The sequence below is a fragment of the Kribbella sp. CA-293567 genome (assembly GCF_027627575.1).
Classification (GTDB): Bacteria; Actinomycetota; Actinomycetes; order Propionibacteriales; family Kribbellaceae; genus Kribbella.
Map to the genome: position 1 here is coordinate 1,281,681 of NZ_CP114065.1, position 13,708 is coordinate 1,295,388.

The following is a 13,708-nucleotide window of genomic DNA, read 5'->3' on the forward strand; positions in this document are numbered from 1 at the left end:
GCCGGCTCCGTTCTTCTCTCTACTCAAAATCTAGTCACCGTAGGTCGCCATGAGGCGAAACCACGGCGGGAAAGAGGCCCCAGGCCATGACGATGACCGACCCGATCGCAGACATGCTGACACGTCTGCGCAACGCCAATCAGGCGTATCACGAGTCGACCCAGATGCCGTACAGCAAGATCAAGCAGGGCATCGCCGACATCCTCCAGCAGGAGGGCTACATCTCCTCCTACCAGGTCGAGGAGCCCAAAGAGGGCGCCGTCGGCAAGACCCTGGTCGTTGATCTGAAGTTCGGCCCGAGCCGTGAGCGCTCGATCGCCGGTGTACGGCGGATCAGCAAGCCCGGCCTGCGGGTGTACGCGAAGTCGACCAATCTGCCCAAGGTGCTCGGTGGCCTCGGCGTCGCGATCATTTCGACGTCGCAAGGACTCCTGACCGACCGGCAGGCCAAGAACAAGGGCGTTGGCGGGGAAGTCCTCGCCTACGTCTGGTGACGAAGAACCGGAAGGAGGACCACTCTCATGTCTCGCATCGGTAAGCTCCCGATCACGGTCCCGGCCGGCGTCGACGTCACGATCGACGGCCAGACGGTCACCGTGAAGGGCCCCAAGGGCCAACTCACGCACAGCGTTGCTGAGCCCATCGTGGTCAACCGTGACGAGGACGGCACTCTCGCCGTCACCCGTCCGGACGACCAGCGCAAGAGCAAGGAACTGCACGGCCTGTCCCGCACGCTGCTCGCCAACCTGGTGACCGGCGTGACGGACGGCTACGAGAAGAAGCTCGAGATCGTCGGCGTCGGATATCGCGTCCTGGCCAAGGGACCGACCCAGCTGGAGTTCTCGCTCGGTTACAGCCACACGATCACGGTGGACGCCCCTGAGGGCATCACCTTCGTGGTCGAGGCGCCGACCAAGTTCTCGGTGCAGGGAATCGACAAGCAGTCGGTCGGCGAGGTCGCCGCCAACATCCGCAAGCTGCGTAAGCCGGAGCCCTACAAGGGCAAGGGTGTGCGGTACGCGGGCGAGCAGGTGCGCCGCAAGGTCGGAAAGGCTGGTAAGTAATGGCGATCGGACTGCGTCACAACAAGCACTCCGCCAAGAAGACCTCTTCCCGGCTGCGTCGCCAGATTCGCGTCCGCAAGAAGGTCAACGGCACGGCTGTCCGGCCGCGCCTGGTGGTCAGCAAGTCGTCGAAGCACCTGTTCGCTCAGGTCATCGACGACGTCGCCGGCGTCACGCTGGTGTCGGCTTCCACCATGGAGGCCGACCTGCGCGGTGCGGAGGCGAACAAGACCGACAAGGCCAAGACCGTCGGCGGCCTGATCGCCGACCGGGCCAAGGCCGCGGGCATCGACGAGGTCGTCTTCGACCGCGCCGGGAACAAGTACCACGGCCGCATCGCGGCCCTGGCCGACGCCGCCCGTGAGGGCGGCCTTGGCTTCTGACATGGCGACACAAAAGGAAGAAGGTAGTTCGAAATGAGCGGAGGCCAGCAGCGTCGCGGAGGCGGCGCCGGTGGTGAGCGCCGTAACCGCGACGGTGGTCGTGGTGCGGCAGCTGACAAGACCGCCTACATCGAGCGCGTGGTAGCCATCAACCGTGTCGCCAAGGTCGTGAAGGGTGGTCGTCGCTTCAGCTTCACCGCCCTCGTGGTCGTCGGCGACGGTGAAGGCACCGTCGGTGTTGGATACGGAAAGGCCAAGGAGGTGCCCGCGGCGATCGCCAAGGGTGTCGAGGAGGCCAAGAAGTCGTTCTTCAAGGTGCCGAGGATCCAGGGCACCATCCCGCACCCGGTGCAGGGCGAGAAGGCCGCAGGCGTCGTGATGCTGCGTCCGGCCGCTCCTGGTACCGGTGTGATCGCGGGTGGCTCGGCGCGCGCCGTACTGGAGTGCGCCGGGATCCACGACATCCTGAGCAAGTCGCTGGGGTCCTCCAACGCGATCAACGTGGTGCACGCCACGGTGGCCGCGCTGCAGGCCCTGGAGACGCCGGAAGCCGTGGCCGCGCGCCGTGGCATGCCGGTCGAGCACGTCGCCCCGGCGGCGCTGCTGAAGGCGCGGGCGGAGGGGATCTCCTGATGGCACGCTTGAAGGTGACCCAGACCCGTTCCGGCATCGGTGGCAAGCAGAACCAGCGGGACACGCTGCGCACCCTGGGTGTCAAGCGGATCGGCGACACCGCCGTCCACGAGGACAAGCCCGAGGTTCGCGGAATGGTCCGTGCGGTTCGCCACCTCATCACCGTCGAAGAGGTTGACTGACATGGCGCTCAAGGTTCATCACCTGCGTCCGGCGCCCGGAGCCAAGACCGCCAAGACCCGCGTTGGTCGTGGTGAGGGCTCCAAGGGCAAGACGGCCGGCCGCGGTACCAAGGGCAGCAAGGCCCGTAACAACATCCCCGAGAACTTCGAGGGTGGCCAGATGCCGTTGCACATGCGGCTTCCGAAGCTGAAGGGCTTCAAGAGCAGGAACCGAGTGGAGTTCCAGGTCGTTAACCTGGACAAGCTCGGACAGCTGTTCCCCGAAGGTGGCGAGATCGGCGTAGCCGACCTGGTCGCCAAGGGTGCGGTCCGTGACAGTCTCCCGGTGAAGGTACTGGGAGACGGCGAGCTCACGGTTGCTCTGCAAGTTTCGGTACACAAGTTCTCGAAGTCCGCCAAGGAGAAGATCGCGGCGGCCGGAGGAACTACGACCGAGGTGTGAGTTACCAGGGCTCGTGCGAGCCAGCGCTTGTATATTGTGCGCTGGAGTTCGGACGAGCCCTGGTTCGTCTCTTGCCCAGCTGCTTTGCTAGGCCCCTGCCCTGCCCGGGGCAAGGTAAATCATGTGGGAGGACAGGGTGTTAGGCGCCTTTGCCAACGCGTTCAAGACTCCGGACCTGCGCCGGAAGATCTTGTTCGTGCTCTTCATCATCGTGATCTTCCGGATCGGCTCGGTCGTGCCGGCCCCTGGCGTCGACGTCCGGGCCCTGCGCACCTGTATCGACGTGAGTCAGTCCGGTGCGAACGCGAACCTGTACAACCTGATCAATCTCTTCTCGGGTGGGGCACTGCTGCAGCTCGCGATCTTCGCGCTGGGCATCATGCCGTACATCACCGCCAGCATCATTCTGCAGCTGCTCACCGTGGTCATCCCGCGGTTGGAGTCGCTGAAGAAGGAAGGCCAGGCGGGGCAGACCAAGATCACCCAGTACACCCGGTTCCTGACCGTCGGACTGGCCGTTCTGCAGGCCACCGCGTTCGTCGCGCTGGCCCGCACCCCCGGCCGGCTGTTCCAGGGCTGCAACGAGGCACTGCTGTACAGGGACGGCTGGTTCCCGGTCGTCGTGATGGTGCTCACCATGACCGCCGGTACCGGCATCGTGATGTGGCTCGGTGAGCTGATCACCGATCGTGGCGTCGGCAACGGTATGTCGATCCTGATCTTCACCCAGATCGTCGCGACCTTCCCGTCGCAGCTGTGGGGTATCCGCAAGTCCAAGGGCGTCGCCACCTTCGTGGTCGTGCTGATCATCGGTCTGGTGATCATGGCCGCGGTGATCTTCATCGAGCAGGCACAGCGCCGGATTCCGGTGCAGTACGCCAAGCGGATGGTCGGCCGCAAGATGTTCGGCGGTACCTCGACCTACATCCCGCTGAAGGTCAACCAGGCCGGCGTCATCCCGGTCATCTTCGCCTCCAGCCTGATGTACCTGCCGGTGCTGGTCAGCCAGTTCAAACAGGAAGAGAAATGGGCCCAGTGGATCCAGGGCAACCTGGTCAAGGGTGATCACCCGATCTACATGGTGACGTATATCGCCCTGATCATCTTCTTCACGTACTTCTACGTCTCGATTACCTTCAATCCGAAGGAAGTTGCAGACAACATGAAGAAGTACGGCGGCTTCATTCCCGGGATCCGGGCGGGCCGACCGACCGAGGAGTACCTCTCCTACGTTCTGTCCCGCATCACGTTGCCCGGCGCGATCTACCTGGCGTTCATCTCGATGATTCCGCTGGTCGCCCTCGTTCTGCTCAACGCCAGCCAGAACTTCCCGTTCGGCGGTACGTCGATCCTGATCATGGTCGGCGTCGGTCTGGACACGGTGAAGCAGATCGAGTCGCAGCTGCAGCAACGTAATTACGAAGGGTTCCTGCGCTGATGAGAATGTTGCTGATGGGTCCGCCCGGAGCGGGTAAGGGGACGCAGGCAAAGGTGCTTGCGGACCGGCTCGGGATCCCGGCGGTATCCACCGGCGACATTTTCCGCGCGAACGTGAAGGACGAGACCGCACTCGGTCTCGAGGCGAAGCGGTACATGGACGCGGGCAACTACGTCCCCGACGAGGTCACCAACGCAATGGTGCGCGACCGGTTGTCGGAGGCGGACGCGGGTGAGGGGTTCCTGCTCGACGGGTACCCCCGCACGTTGCCCCAGGTCGGCACGCTGGACGACATCCTGGCCGAGCACGGCCACCAGCTGGACGCGGTGGTCGCGCTGGTCGCGGACACCGACGTGCTGGTGGACCGGATGCTGCGCCGGGCCAAGGTCGACGGCCGGTCCGACGACTCCGAGGACGTCATCCGGCACCGCCAGGAGGTCTACGCCGCCGAGACGAAGCCGCTGCTGCGGGTCTACGCCCAGCGCGGTCTGCTGGTCGAGGTCGACGGCGTCGGTGAGATCGAAGAGGTCAGCGAGCGCGTGCTCACGGCCTTGAAAACACTGGAAGGTTAAGAGCAGTCAGTGATCTTCAGGGACCGCGGGATCGAGATCAAGACCCGCGAACAGATCATCTCCATGCGTGCGGCCGGCCTGGTCGTCGGCCGCACGCTGGAACTGCTCCGCGGCGAGGTGAAGCCCGGTGTCAGCACCGGTGACCTCGACGCGATCGCGGAGGACGCCATCCGTTCGGCGGGTGCGACGCCTTCGTTCAAGGGCTACCACGGCTTCACCGGCTCCATCTGCGCGTCGGTGAACGAGGAGATCGTGCACGGCATCCCCGGTGACCGGGTACTGGCCGAAGGCGATCTGATCTCGATCGACTGTGGCGCGATCGTCGACGGCTGGCACGGCGACGCCGCCATCACGGTGCCGGTCGGCCAGGCCGCGCCGGAACTGCTCGAGCTGGCCAGGATCTGCGAGGAGTCGATGTGGCGTGGTTTCGCCGCCGCGTCGCTCGGTGGCCGGCTGACCGACATCTCGGCGGCCGTCGAAGGCTACGTGCGGGCCAACTCGGCGTACGGGATCGTCGAGGACTTCGTCGGGCACGGGATCGGCTCGGCGATGCACCAGCCGCCGAACGTGCCGAACTTCGGCAAGGCCGGCAAGGGCCCGAAGCTGGTCGAGGGTCTCGCGCTCGCGGTCGAGCCGATGATCACGCTGGGCCGGCAGGACAACCACACGCTCGAGGACGACTGGACGGTCGTCACCGACGACGGTCTGGCCTCGGCCCACACCGAGCACACGTTCACGCTGACGCCGCAGGGCCCGTGGGTGCTGACCGCGCTCGACGGCGGCGAGGCCAAGCTCAAGGAACTCGGCGTCACCTTCGGTCCCCTCGCCGACTGACTTAAGTCTCCGGGGGTCCGCCCATCGGGGGACGCAGGCGGTCCCTGGCTGAGGCACACTTGAGGCATGCCCAGTCAGTACCAGCCACACCAGCGATTCACCGAGGCCGACCGCGAGAAGATCGCCGGGCGGTTGCGGGACGCCTTCGCCGACGGCCGGCTGGATCAGCCCGAGTTCTCCTCGCGGCTCGACCAGCTGTACGCCGTACAGACGTATGGCGAGCTGGAGCCGCTGGTGCGGGACCTGCCCCCGGTGCGGACTTACCAGACCCCCGCGGTCGTCCAGAACGCCACTCCCGCCCCGGCGCCCGGTGAGTTCCCCGAGCGGCAGCGGAGCAAGCAGGCAGAAAGCCACGGCCTGCGGAATCTCGGCGGTGGCTTCACCGGCGTGGTGGCCCTCAACGTGCTGATCTGGGGCGTCATCGGAGTGGCCAACGGCGGCAACTGGCCGCATTTCTGGCCGCTCTGGCTGCTCATCCCGTGGGCGATCATCGCCATGGGCCAGCTCGGAAAGCGACGTTGACAGCGGCCCCGGTCAGTCGCCACCCCCGGCGTTTGCGGCTGAGGCCGGACTGGGTGTGGCAACTGCGGCAGGGGTCGGCGCTGGTCTACGTCCTGTGGTTCGCGATCGCTGTCCCGCTGGCCATCATCGGTCTGCTGCTCGAACCGCGCTGGGTCGGCTGGCTGGTGCTGGGCTGGTTCCTGGTGCTGGTGCTCTGCACCGTGGCAGCACGACTGGCGGACAGGCGGCTGCGGCGAGCCTGGGCAGCGGCTGCGGAGCAGCTCGGCTGGGAGCTCGACGTGGCCGGGCCGACGGTGCTGGAGCGCTGGCCGTTCCCGCCGTTCAGCGCTGACCCCGAAGCCGAGGTCTTCGACGTCACCACTGGCCGGCATCGCGGTCGTGAACTGCTGACCGGCTGCTTCCGGCATCGGGTCGGCAGACGCCAACTGGGCTTCGACTTTCTCGACCTGGCCGTCGACCGGCCGTTGCCGCCGCTGCAGATCCTGCCGTCCTCGCTGGCGCCGGCCGCCGCGGCCAGCCTGCTGCCGATCAAGCTCGTCGTCGAGGGCTTGCCCAGCGCCTACCAACTCTTCAACGGCCGTGAGGATCTGGCGCTCCAAGTACTGCACCCACGGGCCGTCGAGGCCCTGGCGCAGGTCCCGCCGTTCGGCTTCAGCTGCGAGGGACGCCGCTTCGTCGTCATCCTGCCGGCCTACCGCGACACCGGTACGGCGCTCGCGCAGCTCGACGCGGCCTGCGACCTGCTCGACCTGATGCCGGAGCACGTCTGGCGAGCGGGCGAGCAGTGGCTGGCGACGAGACCCCTTTAGTTCTTGACGAGTAGCCGCACCAGGACGGCCATGTCCTCCTCACCGTGGCCCTCGGCAACTGCGCGGTCGAGCAACTGCTGGATCGGCAGCAGCACCAGCGGATCCACCCCCTGGTCCTCGGACGCGTCGATGAAGTTGCCGAACGCTGCGGCCTGCATGGCGAGGTTGGAGCCGGCCGCACCCGGCGCCGCGCCGTACTCGAGCTCGTTGGCCATCGGCGTGACCGAGCCGAGCATCGCGGTCAGCCAAGGGACCAGCAACTCGGTGGCGAAGGCGGTCGGCGAGAGTTTCTCGCTGGAGACCATCGCGAGGGCGTGGGCGACGCCGCCGAACATGCCGTACATCGCACTGAGCAGAGCCAGATCCTGCAGGGCGGCAAGACCGGCGTCGCTGCCGACGTACGTCGGTTTCGCCAGTACCGCGAGGTCATCGCGATGCTGCTCGAACGCTGCCGGCGAACCGCTGTAGAGGATGAAGGCGGCCGGTCCGCCGATCATCGCGGGAACGGCCATGATCCCGCCGTCCAGGTACTGCGCCCCTTGCTGCGCGGCCCATTCGGCGGCGCGACGGGCCTGAGCAGGCGTGCCGTTGGTGAGGTTGACGAGAGTCCGCCCGGACAGCTCAGGGGCGACGGGACCGAGCGAGTCGCGCACCGAGGCGTCGTCCAGCAGGCAGGTGACGAGCAACGGGCTCGCGGCGATCGCGTCGCCGATCGTCTTCGCCCGGACGGCGCCGAGGGCGTCGAGCTCGGGGGAGCGGCCGGGGGTGCGGTTCCAGACGGTGGCCGGGTGGCCGGCGGCCAGGAAGGTCCGGGCGAGGGCGGTCCCCATCGCGCCGAGACCCAGGACGGTGACAGGAGTCTTCATGCGCCCCAGCCTTGTGCGCGACTGTAGTGTCGACAAGTACCTACTATTTTGTCAGGTACTCACCCATTGGTAAGGATGAGCGATGGCAGTGACGACGCCGTACACCTGCGGTCTGGACGCCGCGGCGGACGTGATCGGCGGGAAGTGGAAACCGCGCATCCTGTGGGCGCTGAGCCACGGCCCGCGCCGGTTCGGCGAGCTGCGCAAGGACGTCTCCGGGGTGACCGAGAAGATGCTGATCCAGCAGCTGCGCGAACTGGAGAGCCGGCGGATCGTCCACCGCGAGGTGTTCCACCAGGTTCCGCCCAAGGTCGAGTACTCTCTGACCACGCTCGGTGAATCACTCAACGTGGCGCTGCTCCCGCTGGACCGGTGGGGCGCCGACCACCTGACCGAGATCGAGGCCTCCCGCCCCTGCTGAGGGCGGTCCTGAGGCCCGATTGGGTTTTTCCTGGGGGAGTGGCGTAAACTCTTTCCTTGGCCCTTCGTGGCCTCTTCTCGTGCTGCCCAGTGCGGCGCCGGAAGGCAGTACCACCATTCAGTTGTCGTCTACAGAAGTGCGAGGACATGCCCAAAAAAGAGGGAGTAATCGAACTCGAGGGCACCATCGTCGAGGCCCTGCCGAACGCGATGTTCCGTGTTGAGCTGTCCAACGGGCACAAGGTGCTCGCGCACATCAGCGGCAAGATGAGGCAGCACTACATCCGGATCCTCCCCGAGGATCGGGTCGTCGTGGAGCTGTCGCCGTACGACCTCACCCGGGGTCGCATCGTCTACCGGTACAAGTAACCAAGCCACCTGTCGAAGAAAGAAGCTCGATGAAGGTCAATCCGAGCGTCAAGAAGATCTGCGACAAGTGCAAGGTGATCCGCCGTCACGGCCGGGTCATGGTGATCTGCGAGAACCCGCGGCACAAGCAGCGGCAAGGCTGATCCAGCCCCACTCGCGTTTCCTGCACTTTCGCACCACAACAGCGCGCACGCTCGTCCAGCACCGCACCAAGCTGGATGCTGCCCCCGGAACAGAGGCCGGGGCCTTGCCGGTGATCAACTCACCGAGGCGGGCAAGGACGCGGCGCGCCACCACACCTCTGCCGACGAAAGGAACACCGCCACATGGCACGCCTCGTAGGAGTCGACCTGCCGCGCGACAAGCGCATCGAGGTCGCTCTCACCTACATCTTCGGTGTAGGTCGCACTCGCGCCCTGAAGACGCTCGAAGCCACCGGCATCTCCGGTGACAAGCGCGTCCACGAACTGGGCGACGAGGAGCTGGTCAAGCTCCGGGACTGGATCGAAGGCAACTACAAGATCGAAGGTGACCTCCGTCGTGAGGTGACTGCGGACATCCGCCGCAAGATCGAGATCGGGTCGTACCAGGGTCGCCGGCACCGCAGCGGCCTGCCGGTGCGTGGTCAGCGCACGCGGACCAACGCCCGCAGCCGTAAGGGTCGTCGCAAGGCGATCGCCGGCAAGAAGAAGAAGTGACCCGGATGACCGTCGACCACTCCAGGAGTATCTGACCTATGCCTCCCAAGAGCCGCACCGCGGCCGGCGCGAAGAAGGTGCGCCGCAAGGAGAAGAAGAACGTGGCCGTCGGCCACGCGCACATCAAGAGCACGTTCAACAACACGATCGTGACGATCACCGATCCGACCGGCGCGGTCATCTCGTGGGCCTCCGCCGGCACCGTCGGCTTCAAGGGTTCGCGCAAGTCGACCCCGTTCGCCGCGCAGATGGCCGCCGAGGCGGCCGGCCGGCGCGCGATGGAGCACGGCATGAAGAAGATCGACGTCTTCGTCAAGGGCCCCGGCTCCGGCCGTGAGACCGCGATCCGTTCGCTGGGTGCGGTCGGCCTCGAGGTCGGCACCATCCAGGACGTCACCCCGACCGCCCACAACGGCTGCCGCCCTCCCAAGCGGCGCCGGGTCTGATCCAGAGAGAGGCAGGTAGCTAACAATGGCCCGTTACACCGGACCCATGACCAAGAAGTCGCGCCGTCTCGGGGTCGACCTCGTCGGTGGCGACAAGGCGTTCGAGCGTCGTCCGTACCCCCCGGGTATGCACGGCCGCGGCCGTCCCAAGGAGAGCGAGTACCTGCTCCAGCTTCGTGAGAAGCAGAAGGCTCGTTACGCCTACGGCGTGCTCGAGAAGCAGTTCAGCCTGTACTACAAGGAGGCCTCGCGCCGTCCTGGTAAGACCGGTGACAACCTGCTGATCATCCTCGAGTCCCGCCTCGACAACGTCGTCTACCGCGCCGGCCTGGCCCGGACCCGTCGGCAGGCGCGTCAGCTCGTCGTACACGGTCACTTCACCGTGAACGGCATCAAGGTGAACATCCCGTCGTACCGCGTTTCGGCGCACGACGTGATCGACGTCCGGCCGAAGTCGGTCGAGATGACGCCGTTCATCATCGCCAGGGAGACCCACTCCGAGCGAGTGGTTCCGGCCTGGCTCGAGGCGCTGCCCGAGCGGCTGCGGATCCTCGTGCACCAGCTGCCCACCCGGGCACAGATCGACACCCAGGTCGCCGAGCACCTGATCGTCGAGCTCTACTCGAAGAACTGATCCTGTCCCCGCCGGCGGCTTCCGGGCTGCCGGCGGGGCAGGTCGTTTCTTCACTCTGCGACCTCAAATAGTGGTCGTCGCGGAACTAGAAGGAAGAATAGAAAGTGCTTATTGCGCAGCGTCCCACCCTGGCCGAAGAGGTCGTCGACGAGCACCGCTCGCGGTTCGTGATCGAGCCGCTGGAGCCGGGCTTCGGTTACACCCTCGGCAACTCCATCCGCCGTACCCTGCTGTCGTCCATCCCGGGCGCGGCGGTGACCAGCATCAAGGTCGACGGGGTACTGCACGAGTTCTCCACCGTCGCCGGGGTGAAGGAGGACGCCACCCAGCTGATCCTGAACCTCAAGGACCTGGTCGTCTCCTCCGAGCACGACGAGCCCGTCACCATGTACCTGCGCAAGCAGGGCCCCGGTGACGTCACCGCCGCCGACATCGCGCCGCCGGCCGGTGTCGAGGTGCACAACCCGGACCTGAAGATCGCCACCCTGAACGAGAAGGGCCGGCTCGAGATGGAGCTGGTCGTCGAGCGCGGTCGCGGCTACGTCTCCGCGGTCCAGAACAAGTCCGCGGACGCCGAGATCGGCCGGATGCCGGTCGACTCGATCTACTCCCCGGTCCTGAAGGTCACCTACAAGGTCGAGGCGACCCGGGTCGAGCAGCGCACCGACTTCGACCGTCTCGTCGTGGACGTCGAGACCAAGCCGTCGATGCTGCCCCGCGACGCCGTCGCGTCGGCCGGTAAGACCCTGGTCGAGCTGTTCGGTCTGGCCCGTGAGCTGAACGTCGAGGCCGAGGGCATCGACATCGGCCCGTCGCCGGTCGACGAGCAGATGGCGGCCGACCTGGCGCTGCCGGTCGAGGACCTGCAGCTGACCGTCCGGTCCTACAACTGCCTCAAGCGTGAGGGCATCCACACCGTGGGTGAACTGATCTCGCGCAGCGAGCAGGACCTGCTGGACATCCGCAACTTCGGCTCCAAGTCGATCGACGAGGTCAAGCTGAAGCTGGCCGAGATGGGCCTGTCGCTGAAGGACTCGCCCCCCGGCTTCGACCTGCGCGCCGCCGCTGAGGCCTATGGCGACGACGCCGAGGACGAGGACGAGAGCTTCGCCGAGACCGAGCAGTACTGAGCTAGCAAGGCCCATCCAAGGCCCTCACCCGGGCCTGAGATTTCCTGGAGTAAAGAGAGATGCCTACCCCTACCAAGGGATACCGCCTCGGCGGCAGCGCGGCGCACCAGAAGCTGATCCTCAGCAACCTGGCCACCTCGCTGTTCGAGCACGGTGCCATCACCACCACCGCGACCAAGGCCAAGCGCCTGCAGCCGCTGGCGGAGTCGCTGATCACCAAGGCCAAGCGCGGTGACCTGAGCTCGCGCCGTGAGGTGATGAAGCGCATTCGCGACAAGTCCGTCGTGCACGTGCTGTTCACCGAGATCGGCGAGCGGTACTCCGACCGTCCGGGCGGCTACACCCGGATCATCAAGCTCGGCCCCCGCAAGGGCGACAACGCCCCCATGGTGAAGATCGAGCTGGTCGAGGCGATGGCGGACTCGCCGAAGGCCAAGGCCGCGGCGAAGAAGGCCGCTCCGGCCAAGAAGGCGACCGCGAAGAAGGCGGCCGCCGCCGACGAGACCACCGCTGACGAGACTCCGGCCGCCGATGCCGCGGTCCAGGATGTCGTGGCCGGCAAGTTCGAGGGCTCGGCCGCCCCGCTGGACGGCGGCGCCGCTCCCGAGGGTTACGACATCAAGGGCAACGAGAACTCGATGAAGTACCACACCACCGAGTCGCCCTGGTACGACCAGACCGAGGCCGAGGTCTGGTTCAAGACCGAGGAGGCCGCCGCGGCGGCCGGCTTCACCAAGGCCGGCGAGACCGAGGACAAGTAACACCTGTCGTCCGGCAGCGCCCCTTCGCTTTCGAGCGGAGGGGCGCTGCTGCGTTAGATTGCCCTGTGCGCTGGCGGATCGATCTCAGGTATGACGGCACCGAATTCCACGGCTGGGCCCGGCAGGAGGGCCTCAGGACCGTTCAGGGGGTGCTCGAACAGTCGCTCGCCGTCGTTCTGCGGCAACGAGAGCTCCCATCGGTGACCTGTGCCGGCCGGACCGACACCGGCGTCCACGCCAGAGGGCAGGTCGTGCACGTCTGGCTGCCCGAGGGCCTGGTCGCCAGGAACCTGGTGCACCGGCTCAACGGCGTACTGCCGGACGACGTGTGGGTCTCTGGCGCCCGGGAGGCCGCTGAAGGCTTCGACGCCCGCTTCTCGGCCCTGTGGCGCCGCTACGTCTACCGGATCTGCGACGACAACGTCGCGAAGGACCCCCTGACCAGGAACCACGTACTGCGGGTCCTCCAGCCGCTCGATGTGGACCGGATGAACGAGGCGTCGGCTCGATTGCTCGGCGAGCACGACTTCGCCGCCTTCTGCCGGCGCCGGGTGGGCGCGAGCACAGTACGCACCCTGCAGGAGTTCAGTTGGCGTCGTACGGCGCCGGGGCTGGTCGAGGCGACCGTGATCGCCGATGCGTTCTGCCACTCGATGGTGCGGGCGCTGGTGGGATCGATCGTCCCGGTGGGGGACGGACGGCGTGGGCCGGACTGGCCGGCCACCGTGCTCGCCGGGAAGGTCCGGGACTCGGCAGTGACCGTGCTGCCCGCTCATGGGCTCACCCTGGAAGAAGTGCGGTACCCAGCAGACGACCAACTGGCAGCGCGGGCCACAGAGGCCCGCAACGTCAGAGGAGAGGTGCACACGCGTGGCTGACCACTACTTCTCGGCAGAACCGACCTCGGCCGACGTACGGCGTACTGTCGAGGGGCGGATCTGGGGGAAGGACTACACCTTCACCACGGCGACCGGCGTCTTCTCCCGGGACCGCCTGGACCGCGGTACGTCGATCCTGCTGCGGGAGGCACCCGCTCCCACCGGCGGTGGCACCTACCTGGACCTGGGCACCGGCTACGGGCCGATCGCGTGCGCTCTGGCCGTGGAGGATCCCTTGGCGCAGGTCTGGGCCGTCGACGTGAACAACCGGGCCCTGGAACTCACCGCGGAGAACGCGAAGGCGGCCGGGGTCGCTGCCCGGGTGCACCCGAGGCTGGTGGACGACGTACCGGCGGACCTGCGGTTCGACCAGATCTGGTCGAACCCGGCGATCCACATCGGCAAACCCGAACTGCACCGGATGCTGCTGCACTGGCTGGTCCGGCTTGCCCCCGGCGGCGTGGGATGGTTCGTCGTCGGCAAGAACCTCGGTGCGGACTCGCTGCAACGCTGGCTGACCGAACAGGGCTATCCCTGTCAGCGGACCGCCAGTGCCAAGGGCTTCAGAGTTCTGCGAGTGACTGCAACGAACGAGGCTCCCACGCCGTCCTGAGGGTATGGAGGCAG

Annotated in this window: 22 protein-coding genes; 21 read left to right on the forward strand and 1 reads right to left on the reverse strand. The window is 66.7% G+C overall.

What is annotated here, in order from left to right:
- The first annotated feature begins 86 nt into the window (after nt 1-86).
- The 11 genes from rpsH (at nt 87) to OX958_RS06230 (ending at nt 6,879) form a co-directional block, all read left to right on the forward strand.
- Nucleotides 87-494: a 30S ribosomal protein S8 gene (rpsH, locus tag OX958_RS06180; RefSeq protein ID WP_270136192.1), complete on the forward strand. Its 408-nt coding sequence runs from the start codon at nt 87-89 to the stop codon at nt 492-494.
- A gap of 27 nt (nt 495-521) precedes the next feature.
- On the forward strand, nt 522-1,064 hold the full coding sequence (gene rplF / locus OX958_RS06185) for a 50S ribosomal protein L6 (protein ID WP_270136193.1): 543 nt from the start codon (nt 522-524) through the stop codon (nt 1,062-1,064).
- Nucleotides 1,064-1,447 carry a 50S ribosomal protein L18 gene (gene rplR, locus OX958_RS06190; protein WP_270136194.1) on the forward strand — a complete coding sequence of 128 codons (384 nt, stop codon included), beginning with the start codon at nt 1,064-1,066 and terminating at the stop codon, nt 1,445-1,447. Before rplF ends, rplR begins: the two co-directional genes overlap by 1 nt.
- A gap of 33 nt (nt 1,448-1,480) precedes the next feature.
- Nucleotides 1,481-2,080, forward strand: a complete 600-nt coding sequence (rpsE, locus tag OX958_RS06195) for a 30S ribosomal protein S5 (protein WP_020388093.1) — start codon at nt 1,481-1,483, stop codon at nt 2,078-2,080.
- On the forward strand, nt 2,080-2,262 hold the full coding sequence (gene rpmD, locus OX958_RS06200; protein WP_020388092.1) for a 50S ribosomal protein L30: 183 nt from the start codon (nt 2,080-2,082) through the stop codon (nt 2,260-2,262). The genes rpsE and rpmD overlap by 1 nt, the downstream gene beginning before the upstream one ends.
- Nucleotide 2,263: 1 nt before the next feature.
- Nucleotides 2,264-2,704 carry a 50S ribosomal protein L15 gene (rplO, locus tag OX958_RS06205; protein ID WP_270136195.1) on the forward strand — a complete coding sequence of 147 codons (441 nt, stop codon included), beginning with the start codon at nt 2,264-2,266 and terminating at the stop codon, nt 2,702-2,704.
- A 136-nt stretch (nt 2,705-2,840) separates the two neighbouring features.
- Nucleotides 2,841-4,142 (forward strand): preprotein translocase subunit SecY, encoded by a 1,302-nt coding sequence (gene secY, locus OX958_RS06210; RefSeq protein WP_270136196.1) that lies wholly within the window; start codon nt 2,841-2,843, stop codon nt 4,140-4,142.
- Nucleotides 4,142-4,714, forward strand: coding sequence for an adenylate kinase (locus OX958_RS06215; RefSeq protein WP_270136197.1), 573 nt, complete (start codon nt 4,142-4,144; stop codon nt 4,712-4,714). Before secY ends, OX958_RS06215 begins: the two co-directional genes overlap by 1 nt.
- 63 nt (nt 4,715-4,777) lie before the next feature.
- The gene (gene map / locus OX958_RS06220; RefSeq protein WP_442913285.1) at nt 4,778-5,548 is read left to right on the forward strand and encodes a type I methionyl aminopeptidase; all 771 of its coding nucleotides are present in this window, start codon (nt 4,778-4,780) and stop codon (nt 5,546-5,548) included.
- 66 nt (nt 5,549-5,614) lie between these two features.
- Nucleotides 5,615-6,070 carry a DUF1707 SHOCT-like domain-containing protein gene (locus OX958_RS06225; RefSeq protein ID WP_270136199.1) on the forward strand — a complete coding sequence of 152 codons (456 nt, stop codon included), beginning with the start codon at nt 5,615-5,617 and terminating at the stop codon, nt 6,068-6,070.
- Between the two features lie 32 nt (nt 6,071-6,102).
- Nucleotides 6,103-6,879 (forward strand): hypothetical protein, encoded by a 777-nt coding sequence (locus OX958_RS06230; protein WP_270136200.1) that lies wholly within the window; start codon nt 6,103-6,105, stop codon nt 6,877-6,879.
- Here OX958_RS06230 and OX958_RS06235 read toward each other — a convergent pair.
- Nucleotides 6,876-7,745: an NAD(P)-dependent oxidoreductase gene (locus OX958_RS06235; protein WP_270136201.1), complete on the reverse strand. Its 870-nt coding sequence runs from the start codon at nt 7,743-7,745 to the stop codon at nt 6,876-6,878. The two genes, OX958_RS06230 and OX958_RS06235, sit on opposite strands and share 4 nt — an antisense overlap.
- A gap of 82 nt (nt 7,746-7,827) precedes the next feature.
- On the opposite strand from OX958_RS06235, the gene OX958_RS06240 reads away from it, so the two are divergent.
- The 10 genes from OX958_RS06240 to OX958_RS06290 all read left to right on the forward strand — a co-directional run bounded on the left by OX958_RS06240 (nt 7,828) and on the right by OX958_RS06290 (nt 13,694).
- Nucleotides 7,828-8,166, forward strand: coding sequence for a winged helix-turn-helix transcriptional regulator (locus OX958_RS06240; protein ID WP_270136202.1), 339 nt, complete (start codon nt 7,828-7,830; stop codon nt 8,164-8,166).
- 146 nt (nt 8,167-8,312) lie between these two features.
- Nucleotides 8,313-8,534: a translation initiation factor IF-1 gene (gene infA / locus OX958_RS06245; RefSeq protein WP_012923661.1), complete on the forward strand. Its 222-nt coding sequence runs from the start codon at nt 8,313-8,315 to the stop codon at nt 8,532-8,534.
- A gap of 29 nt (nt 8,535-8,563) precedes the next feature.
- The gene (rpmJ, locus tag OX958_RS06250) at nt 8,564-8,677 is read left to right on the forward strand and encodes a 50S ribosomal protein L36 (RefSeq protein WP_008361054.1); all 114 of its coding nucleotides are present in this window, start codon (nt 8,564-8,566) and stop codon (nt 8,675-8,677) included.
- Between the two features lie 183 nt (nt 8,678-8,860).
- On the forward strand, nt 8,861-9,232 hold the full coding sequence (gene rpsM / locus OX958_RS06255) for a 30S ribosomal protein S13 (protein WP_012923660.1): 372 nt from the start codon (nt 8,861-8,863) through the stop codon (nt 9,230-9,232).
- A 38-nt stretch (nt 9,233-9,270) separates the two neighbouring features.
- Entirely contained in the window at nt 9,271-9,678 is a 408-nt protein-coding gene (gene rpsK, locus OX958_RS06260; protein WP_270136203.1) for a 30S ribosomal protein S11, read from the forward strand.
- Nucleotides 9,679-9,703: 25 nt separating this feature from the next.
- Entirely contained in the window at nt 9,704-10,312 is a 609-nt protein-coding gene (rpsD, locus tag OX958_RS06265) for a 30S ribosomal protein S4 (protein ID WP_020388082.1), read from the forward strand.
- A 104-nt stretch (nt 10,313-10,416) separates the two neighbouring features.
- On the forward strand, nt 10,417-11,442 hold the full coding sequence (locus tag OX958_RS06270) for a DNA-directed RNA polymerase subunit alpha (protein ID WP_020388081.1): 1,026 nt from the start codon (nt 10,417-10,419) through the stop codon (nt 11,440-11,442).
- 59 nt (nt 11,443-11,501) lie between these two features.
- The gene (gene rplQ / locus OX958_RS35330) at nt 11,502-12,203 is read left to right on the forward strand and encodes a 50S ribosomal protein L17, sunset domain variant (RefSeq protein WP_442913252.1); all 702 of its coding nucleotides are present in this window, start codon (nt 11,502-11,504) and stop codon (nt 12,201-12,203) included.
- A 65-nt stretch (nt 12,204-12,268) separates the two neighbouring features.
- Nucleotides 12,269-13,081: a tRNA pseudouridine(38-40) synthase TruA gene (gene truA / locus OX958_RS06285; RefSeq protein WP_270136204.1), complete on the forward strand. Its 813-nt coding sequence runs from the start codon at nt 12,269-12,271 to the stop codon at nt 13,079-13,081.
- Nucleotides 13,074-13,694 carry a class I SAM-dependent methyltransferase gene (locus OX958_RS06290; RefSeq protein ID WP_270136205.1) on the forward strand — a complete coding sequence of 207 codons (621 nt, stop codon included), beginning with the start codon at nt 13,074-13,076 and terminating at the stop codon, nt 13,692-13,694. The genes truA and OX958_RS06290 overlap by 8 nt, the downstream gene beginning before the upstream one ends.
- Nucleotides 13,695-13,708: the final 14 nt, after the last annotated feature.